The organism is Synechococcus sp. R6-7 (assembly GCF_047461695.1).
In the GTDB taxonomy this organism is placed as follows: Bacteria; Cyanobacteriota; Cyanobacteriia; order Thermostichales; family Thermostichaceae; genus Thermostichus.
Window position 1 is genome coordinate 1 of sequence record NZ_JANSHS010000405.1, and the last position, 5,058, is coordinate 5,058.

General features: G+C 60.8%; 3 protein-coding genes. 2 read left to right on the forward strand and 1 reads right to left on the reverse strand.

The features are described 5' to 3' along the window. Positions 1-51: 51 nt before the first annotated feature. A complete protein-coding gene (locus NW815_RS11645; RefSeq protein WP_414349695.1) occupies positions 52-669 on the forward strand; it encodes an NADPH-dependent FMN reductase in 618 nt (205 codons plus the stop codon). Positions 670-1,025: 356 nt separating this feature from the next. Beyond that, positions 1,026-3,956: a GAF domain-containing protein gene (locus tag NW815_RS11650; protein ID WP_414416037.1), complete on the forward strand. Its 2,931-nt coding sequence runs from the start codon at positions 1,026-1,028 to the stop codon at positions 3,954-3,956. Positions 3,957-3,980: 24 nt separating this feature from the next. Here the strand turns inward: NW815_RS11650 and NW815_RS11655 are convergent, their stop codons facing one another. Then, entirely contained in the window at positions 3,981-4,964 is a 984-nt protein-coding gene (locus NW815_RS11655; protein WP_414349697.1) for an energy-coupling factor transporter transmembrane component T family protein, read from the reverse strand. Positions 4,965-5,058: the final 94 nt, after the last annotated feature.

The window sequence follows — 5,058 nt, forward strand, 5'->3', positions numbered from 1 at the left end:
AGTGCGGGGCTCCTGCGATTTCTAGCTGATGTCTGCTCGGGAGTCCGGCCCATGTCTCCTCTACAAGCCCTCACTGGCAATCCTCAAACCACCATGGCTGAAACCTCTGCGGCTCGTTTCGTGGCAATCGGGGGCAGCTTGCGGCCCAATTCCCTGACGTACCAGGCGCTGGAGGTGGCGCGGCGAGAGTTTGAGAAGTTGGGGATCCCGTTGCACATCCTCGATCTGCGGCAGATGAAGTTGCCCTTTGTGGATGGCTCGGAGTCCTATGCGGATTATCCCGATGTGGCAGTCCTACGAGCAACCATGAAGCGGGCGGATGGGATCATCCTAGCCAGCCCGGAGTACCACGGCGGCATCAGCGGCAGCCTGAAAAATGCACTGGATCTGTTGAGTTTTGAGCAACTGGAGGGTAAGGTCTTTGGGTTAATCAGCGTTTTGGGCGGCGAGAGCAACAGCAATACCCTGAACCAGATGCGCTTGATTGTGCGTTGGGTGCATGGCTGGGTGATCCCAGAGCAAATCGCCATCGGTCGGGCTTGGAGCGCTTTTGACGAGCAAGGCAATCTCAAAGACGAGAAGCTAAAACAGCGCTTTCAACACTTTGTCCAGAGCTTGGTGACCCATACTCACAAGCTGCGCGGGATCCCAGTGGTGAAGCCCTCCTGAAATTACAGTCATTCCAAACTAGATTGAGACACTCTCCAAGCGTTCCGCGACCAACCCCAGGGAAGTTAGGAAGCCATGAAGGACGGCTGCAGACAGACTACACTGGGGCTGGGTGAGAGATGAAAACCAAATCTTTCACTGCGTCGAGGATGGGGCGAACGCCCGACGTCGAGAATCCCTGCCCCTTGGGGCGGAGAGTATGCCAAAGTTGTTCCAAACAGCAACAAGTCCGGGCTCTCTTCTTCTCACCTGTTGCCTCAGCGTTGCCCAGCAACAAATAAGGCTCAGATCCGACGGAGATCTGGCTGAGAGGGCATTGACTTGCAGAGGAACCCGCAGAATAGCTCCACACAGGTATGGTTCAGTCTGTTCCCCCTCATTCCGATAGAGCTGGGCCAATATCTCCCCTGGTGGCCCTGCAAGCAACCTTGCAGCAGATGCGGGAGCAGAGCGATGCCAACACCCTCGTTCAGCTCACGCTGGAGTATGTCAAGGCGGTGTTTGGGGCGCCGCTGATCTGGCTGGCCTTTTACGACTATCCAAATCACCAGTTGGTGGGTCAGGGGGGAGTGACCCTTCTTGAGGATCAAACTCTACTGCGGGCGGTGCATCCTCTACAGCCGGGGGAGATCCTGGAGCAGGTGGTGATCGAGCAGCGACCGATCAGCCTGCCTGACCTCTCTCAGGAGCCGCGCATGGGCATTTGGCAGCGGGAGGCCAGGCGACTGGGCGGGATCCAGGGCTGTTTCATTTATCCCTTCTCGGCCTACGGCCCGCTGTCGCGAACGGCAGTAGGACGGCGGCGCTGCTTGGGGATTCTGATGCTGGGATCCCAAATGTGGGGGGTTACCACCCGTGAGGACGAAAAGGCTCTCTTGGGAATTTTGCTGGGGCAGTTGGCAGCCTCTCTGCAGGAGTTGGAAAACGCTTGGCAGCAGCAGACCGAAAAGCGCCTTGAGGATCCGCTCCTGAGGTTGGGAACGGCGATGCGCCAGGTGGGATCCCTGCAGGAACGGGTCAGCCTGGTGAGGCAGGAGTTACAGTCTTTTCTGGGCGCTGTCCACATTCAGGTGTATTGGCACGAGCGCAGCCAGGGTCAGTTCGTTCCCCACGGGAGCGTCCCCAAAGCTGTTGGCAACAGCGGGGGGACGGAGTCCTCTCAGCCCCCTGTTCCCAAAGGGGCTAAAGTCGGAGCAGGGCCAACAGGGGAGGTCAGCCTTTCGCTGCGGGAATTGGGGGACATGTACTACACCCTCGCCGATGGCCAGGTGGTGGTGGGCGGCACAGGGACGACTCGCTCTGAGGTTCCCCCCAAGCTGATGCAGCAGTTGCGGGCCCAGGCCGTTTTGGCGGCCCCGATTTTGCTGGAAAAGGATCTGCTGGGGTTCATCTGGGTGCAATCGGATGTGCCCCGTACCTGGCAAGCCGCTGAGCGACAGTTGGTAGCTGCTGCCGCCAATGGGTTGGCCTTGGCTGCCCCCCTAGAAAATCTGGATCGCCGCATTCGCCAGTTGGCCGATGACCAAGAGTTTGTGCAACAGGTGGGCCGCTCGCTTTACAACCCGGCGGAGCTGCAACAGGCTCTCCAGCAAGCCGTTGTCGGCCTGGCCCAGCGCCTGAAAGTCGGTGCAGTGGCCGTGTTGACGGTGGATCCCGACAGCCCCATCCCCCGCCTCTTCTACGAGTACCGCAGGGAAGGCAAGCAGACTTTGCCACAGCAGCTCAGCCCTCTGAGCGACCAGGACTGGCAGGATCTCATGCGCAGCGAGGTGGTCGTGGCAGAAAACTACGACCAAGATCTGCGCCTGCTCTCTTGGCGGCAGGAACTGGCAGGGGTTCGTTCCCTGATGCTGACCCATACCGGGGCCAACACACCCGTGGAAGGGCTGCTCTTGGTGTTGCATCCCCAGCTACGGGCCTGGAGCCGGGAAGAGCGGCAACTGCTGCGGGGGATTGCCCAACAGGTGGGGGTGATCCTGCGGCAAATTCGGTCAGAACAACGCCGGCAACGACAAGAGCAGTTGCTCAAGGGCCTGATCACCACTTGTTTAACCTTGCAAAACTCGGCCACCTTGTCAGATCTGTACACCACTACCACTCGACAGACGGCCCAATTGCTGGGGATCCCTCTGGCGCTGGTGGTCAGTTGGCAGCCGGGGGAAAGCCGGGCTCAGCTCCAGGGGCCTTTTACTACCGCTGCCGGGACGGAGACCGGCCCCACCGAGATCGACCTGCAAGATCCCCTACTGGCCTACGCGCTGCAGTCGGCAGAACCTCTGCCGCTCACCCAGGAGCAGATCCCCCCTGCCAGCCGCACTTGGCTCAGTCGCGTCAGCGGTGCGGAGCACTTTGCTACCGGCCTGGGATCCTGGCTGCTGGTGGCGCTGGGGGAGACAAACTCCTCGCAGGCGGGAGCTTTGGGAGTTTTGATCTTGGGGGCAGAAGCGGGCAAGGTTTGGGATCCCGACGAGCGGGCGGCTGTGATGCTGATCGCCCAGACCTGCGGCTGGACGCTGCGGCGCTTGCTTTGGATGCAAACTTTGCAAGAGCGGCAGGAGGTGCTCAGGGAGTTGAACTGGTACAAGCACCGCCGCCTGCTGGATATGCAGAATGCCCTTCTGGACAGCCTGCACCGCCTGGGTCAGGTGCCGGAGATCCCCGGAGACGAAGCCACCCGCTGGCAAAAAGTAGTGGAAATTGGCAGAGGGCTGCGGGATCTGACCGTCTCCACAGGGCCGTTGTTGCAGTCGGAAACTTGGCAGGTGCAGCCGCAGTCGCGGTCGGTGCCCTTGGCAACCTTGGTGCGCAAAAGCCTGCGCCGGGTGGAGGGCCTGACCCAAAAACGCAAGCTGTGGCCGCGGGCCCATGGGGACATGAGCATTGCCGTCCAGGGGGATCCCGAACGACTGGAGATGGTGCTCTGGGAGGTGTTGACAGCCGCTGGTTTGCGCAGCCCGGAAGGGGGGCGGCTGGATCTGTGGAGCCAAGCCAGCGTTCGCGACAGCGGTGCGGAGCCCTTTGGCTATGCAGAGCTGCTGGTGGTGGATCAGGGCAGCTTCGACCCTCACCTGATGGCCGCCCTTCAGTTGGATCCGAACCAGGTGATCTACGCGGATCCTCTGCTCAAGTCGCCTCTATCGGTAAGTCCTGGTCTGGAACTCAGCCTGTGTCAACGGGTGGTGCAGCGGATGGGGGGCCAGCTCTCCTTTTACCTCTCTTCCGATGGGCGTTGTGTCTCTCGGCTGCTCCTGCCGATGGGCAGCGACGAGCCCCATCCCCCTGGGTAGGAAAAAGCTGTGTTGCCGGTCACCTTAGGGGGACAAGGTTCTGAGCAGCCAAAACAGGGGCAGTAGAGCCAGTAGGCCGCGATCCAGCCGCCGCAGTTGTAGGCGGTGCCAGCGCAGGGGATGGTCTGGGCCGGTCAGCCCACGGGCCTGCATTGCCATAGCCGTCTGTTCGGCACGCAGGAGCAAGTTTTCAAAAAAGCGCTCCACCAAGGCCAGCAGGGTTTGCATCCCGCCCCGGAAACTCAGGGATCCCCAGCGCACATCCCGAGTTCGCACCGCCCGCGCCAAGTTTTGCACCTCTTCCATCACCAAAGGCAGAAAGCGCAGCGCCAAGGTGAGGGTGAGAATTACTTCGGCAATCGGCCATCTCCAACGCTTGAGAGGCTGCAACCATTGGCCGATCCCCTCGGCAATTTCTTCGGGGGCCGTGGTCAACAGAAACAAATGGGTAGCGTAGAGCAACGTAAAAATGAGGGTGCCCAGCCGCAGCGCCACCGATAGAGAACGGCGGGAGACCTGAAAGGTTCGTCCCAATAGGGAAAACTGAACCAGGCGGTAGCGATAAGGAGTTTGCCAGGCACGGGTTTGCGCCCGCCAGGCACGGTTTGGGGATCCCTGTTCTACGGCCAAGTCGAAGTGCCCTGCACCGCTAACGGGAACAGCGGGGATCCCGGTCAGCCCATAGCCCACCACCTGCATATCCTGCCGTTGCGGTTGGGGAAAAACCCCCAATCCATCCGGCGCCAAGCTGGTGATCCCAAAGGTGAGCAGGCTCAGGGCCAGCACCAGGGAGAGTTGGCCCGACCAAACCCGGCGCGGCAGACGGGCCGCCACAGTTAGCAGCAGAAGAGCCACCACCACGGCCAAGCGCCAACCATTGCCGGCCAAAATGGGGCTGAGGAGAAAGCTGAGCAGCCAGGCCAGCTTAACCCGCGGATCCAGGCAATGTAGCCAGGTGCGAGGCTCTTCCAGATAAATCCCCAGCGGGGCATTGCGCAGAATATCCACAACAGTTGAGAAGGAAGCAGACTATACCCCTTAAAAGGGCGGGACCGAGAACTCCGTCCCCGTAGCGCGGTCGCAGCAGCGTTGCGGAGCAATA